The 3,349-nt window shown below is 70.7% G+C and carries 4 protein-coding genes and 1 pseudogene; 4 read left to right on the top strand and 1 reads right to left on the bottom strand.

Annotated elements, in window-relative coordinates; translation table 11 throughout:
• From ACLEQD_RS39785 to ACLEQD_RS39775, 3 genes and pseudogenes are all read left to right on the top strand, one after another.
• Positions 1 to 271 (top strand): annotated as a pseudogene (locus ACLEQD_RS39785) (hypothetical protein); the annotation flags it as partial.
• Positions 272 to 323: 52 nt separating this feature from the next.
• A complete protein-coding gene (locus ACLEQD_RS39780; protein WP_410391135.1) occupies positions 324 to 851 on the top strand; it encodes a hypothetical protein in 528 nt (175 codons plus the stop codon).
• Positions 852 to 924: 73 nt separating this feature from the next.
• Positions 925 to 1,395: a nuclear transport factor 2 family protein gene (locus ACLEQD_RS39775; protein ID WP_410391133.1), complete on the top strand. Its 471-nt coding sequence runs from the start codon at positions 925 to 927 to the stop codon at positions 1,393 to 1,395.
• A gap of 4 nt (positions 1,396 to 1,399) precedes the next feature.
• Here the strand turns inward: ACLEQD_RS39775 and ACLEQD_RS39770 are convergent, their stop codons facing one another.
• On the bottom strand, positions 1,400 to 2,368 hold the full coding sequence (locus ACLEQD_RS39770; protein ID WP_410391132.1) for a homoserine kinase: 969 nt from the start codon (positions 2,366 to 2,368) through the stop codon (positions 1,400 to 1,402).
• Between the two features lie 144 nt (positions 2,369 to 2,512).
• On the opposite strand from ACLEQD_RS39770, the gene ACLEQD_RS39765 reads away from it, so the two are divergent.
• On the top strand, positions 2,513 to 3,349 hold an 837-nt coding region (locus tag ACLEQD_RS39765), incomplete at its 3' end, for a tetratricopeptide repeat protein (RefSeq protein WP_410391131.1).

The following is a 3,349-nucleotide window of genomic DNA, read 5'->3' as shown; positions in this document are numbered from 1 at the left end:
GACCAGGTGCCCCGGGCGCTCGCTGGGCGAGCAGCTCCAGCGCGCCCTGGCGGACACCGCGCTCCCGGAGGCCATCCGCCGGGAGGCCACGCGGCTGAAAATCGAGGCCGCCTACCTGGCGGGCGACTGCGGCGCCGTGCGGCATGAAGTGGGGGCGCTGCCGGACTACGGGGCCGCCTTCCGCGCGGCGGCCTCCGAGTGGCAGGAGCGATGTGACTTCGAGCAGACGACCTTTCGCGGGCCCCTGGTGCCGCGTCAGGCTTTCCGCTAGACGCGGGCCCCTGCGACAGCGACTCACGCATTGACGGAAAGGCGGATGGGGCATGCACTTCGAGAAGACGCAGTACATCCAGGGGACGGTGGACGAGGTGGAGCGCGCGCTCCTCGACGAGCGCTACTTCCCGTTCCTCCTCCAGCACCACGGCGTGCTGCTGGAGCTGGCGCCCCTGGAGGTGCGCAACGACGGTGACCGCGTGCACCGCAAGGTGCGCTACCGCCCCAAGCCCGTCATCTCCTCCGTGGGCCCCAAGAAGGTGTCGCCGGAGTGGTTCGCCTTCATCGAGACGTCCACCTACGACAAGCGCACCAAGCAGCTCACGTTCACCAACACGCCCACGTCCCACACCATCTCCAAGATGCTGGTGAACACGGGCGTGCTGAAGCTGCGCGACCTGGGCAATGGCCAGACGGAGCGCAAGATGGACGGCGAGCTTTCGCTCAAGGTGCCCTTCCTGCTCAAGCCCGTGGCGATGATCGCGGAGCCCCTCATCAAGACCGAAGGGCTGAAGATCCTCGACGGCGAGCTGCCCGTGCTCAACCGCTTCATCGCTGAAGTCATCCGCGCCAAATAGTCAAAGCGCACGTCAGCGGGCGGGGCCTGGGAATGGGTTGACACAAATGCGGTTGAACCCGTAAGGCCCCGCCATGCACAACCGCTTCCTCGCCCTCTGCGCCGTCTTCCTGCTGGCTGCGTGCGCCCCGAAGCGCATCCCCGGCACGGAGCTGGAAGACACCGACGACACCCGTGCCATCCTCTCCGTGATGGAGCGCTACCGCGCCGCCCTGGAGGCCCGCGACGCGAAGGCCATCCAGGCACTGGTGTCCCCGAAGTTCCGCGACGACGGCGGCACCGAGGACACGGTGGACGACCTCACCGCCGACAACCTGGGGCCCCACCTCCAGGCCCTCTTCCAGAAGCTGCAGAACCCCAAGGTGGACTTCAACATCCGCCGCGTGGAGGTCCGGGAAGAGGACGACATCGCGCTCGCCATCTACTACTGGAACGCGTCCTGGCGCATGCCGGGCCTCAACGCCCGGCCCCAGCAGGACTCGGAGCTGGAGCAGATGGTGTTCCAGAAGGTCGACGGCGAGTGGAAGATCCTCTCCGGCATCTAGCGCGTCACACGCCCACCAGCGCCTGAAGTCCCGCCGGGCCCATCCCGTCCAGGGCCCGCGCCCGCGCCAGGTAGGTGCGGAAGTCCTTGGGCGCGAGCTTGTCCGCGCCCAGCGGGGACAGGTGGTAGTCGCGGATGCGGCTGGCGGTGAAGCGCACCGCGCCGTAGAGGGCGTGGCCGTACAAGGCCTGCTTCTCCACGTCCGCCAGCGGCCGGACGTCCTGGTAGCCGCGCAGGAGCGCCTGGCACAGCTCCGGCTGGTACGTCCCCTCGAAGCACCACGCGTTGAGGGTGATGGCCACGTCCAGCGTGTACGCCTCCACGCAGGCCATCTCGAAGTCGAAGAAGGCGCCCACGCGGTCGGCCAGCCACTTCACGTTGTCCAGGAAGAGGTCCGCGTGGATGACGCCCCGGGGCTCCAGCCCCGGGCGCTCGCGTTCCGCGCGGGCGAGCAACCCCTCCAGCTCCGCCGCCACCGACACGAGCTCCGGCTCCGGCCGCTGGGCCAGCCTGTTGAGCCAGCCCTTCACCACGCCCGGGCCGTAGGGGTTCGCGCGCGCGCCGCCGAAGGACTGCGTCACCTGGTGCAGCTTGCCCAGCTCCGCGCCCAGCCGCTCCAGCACGTCCGGCGTGAGGCGGTCGCGGGTGAGCTCCTCTCCGGCCAGCCACCTGAAGACGCTGATCCGCCCGCCGTGCAGGTCCAGGAACGGCGTGGGCCCCGGCGGCACGAGCAGCACGGGCGCGGGGAAGCGCGCGCGGGCCAGGTGCTCCAGCAGGGACGCCTCGAAGCGCAGGTCGTCCGACGAGCGCACCGTCGTGTGGCGCACGAAGACGCGGCCCGCGTCCGTCTCCAGCCGGTGGTTGGTGTTGATGGAGCCCTGCGGGATGGGCGTGATGGAGCGCACCGCCCCCAGGCCGTAGGCGTCCGCCACGTGGGTGAAGGCCTCGGGGGGAAGTGTCGTGTACACGGCCATGGCGTGCCTCCGGGGTGTTCCACCCGCGCGTGCGTGCTGCCCCCACCCGTTGACACCCTGGGGGGCCGGACCTATCTGTCCATGCCCGTCCTACTTCGCATCACTGTCTGAAAATCTTCAATCTCTGCGCGTGAGGCCACCCCCATGGAAACGTCGGGCCACGGTGACTGGAAGCGTCGCGAGGGGCTGGGCAGCGCCCTTGCCCAGATTGGCGTCGTCGCCGTGCTGCTCGCGGCCGCCGTGGCGTGGTTCGTCCACCGCGGACAGGTACAGCAGGAGGTGGACGCCCACCTGCGCACGGCGCGCGCCGCGTTCCTGAGGGGCAACCCCAGCGACCTGGCCATGGCGCAGCAGAACCTGGAGGCCCTCTTCGCGCTCGCGGCCGGACTCGTCGACGACGACGCGGGCGCTGGCCGCGGACCTCCAAGCGGAGCTGTGGCTCACCTACCACAGCCGGGCGCGGACGCGAAGGCGCGCGAACAGCTGGAGCGCGCGGAGGCGCTGGGCTCGCGCTCCGGTGAGCGCTACGGCGCGCGGGCCCTGCTGCTCGTGGGCGCGGGCCAGACGGCGGAGGCGCAGAAGCTGCTGGAGGAATTGAAGGCCCAGGGCGCCAACAGCCCCAAGCTGACACTGGCGCAGGCGCGGCTGCTGCGGCAGCAGGGGCGGCTCTCGGAGGCCCGCCAGTCCTTCGCCCGCGCGGCGGAAGGGGCGTGGAAGGATCCGCGCTTCTCCACGGCCTACGGTGAAGCGCTGCTCGACGAGGGCATGTTCCCCCAGGCCGTGGAGGCCTTCTCGCGCGCCACCACCGCGAACCCGGACCACCTGCTGTCGAAGGTGACGTCCGCGCTGGCGCGGCTGTACGCGGGGCATCCCCCGGACGGCGTGCAGGCCACGCTGGACGAGGTGCGCTCGCGCGCCAAGGACCTGACGCCCGCGCTCCAGGCCCGCCTGGAGGTGGCGCAGGCGGAGGTCGCGCTGGCG

The sequence above is a fragment of the Corallococcus sp. 4LFB genome (genome assembly GCF_046520365.1).
Lineage (GTDB): Bacteria > Myxococcota > Myxococcia > Myxococcales > Myxococcaceae > Corallococcus > Corallococcus caeni.
The sequence above is the reverse complement of the archived record's forward strand: the minus strand, read 5'-3'. Positions and strand labels throughout refer to the sequence as shown.

Excerpts from the sequence above, each read along its gene's own strand:
- ACLEQD_RS39770 (WP_410391132.1), bottom strand. The coding sequence starts at position 2,368 with ATGGCCGTGTACACGACACTTCCCCCCGAGGCCTTCACCCACGTGGCG.
- ACLEQD_RS39780 (WP_410391135.1), top strand. The coding sequence starts at position 324 with ATGCACTTCGAGAAGACGCAGTACATCCAGGGGACGGTGGACGAGGTG.
- ACLEQD_RS39775 (WP_410391133.1), top strand. The coding sequence starts at position 925 with ATGCACAACCGCTTCCTCGCCCTCTGCGCCGTCTTCCTGCTGGCTGCG.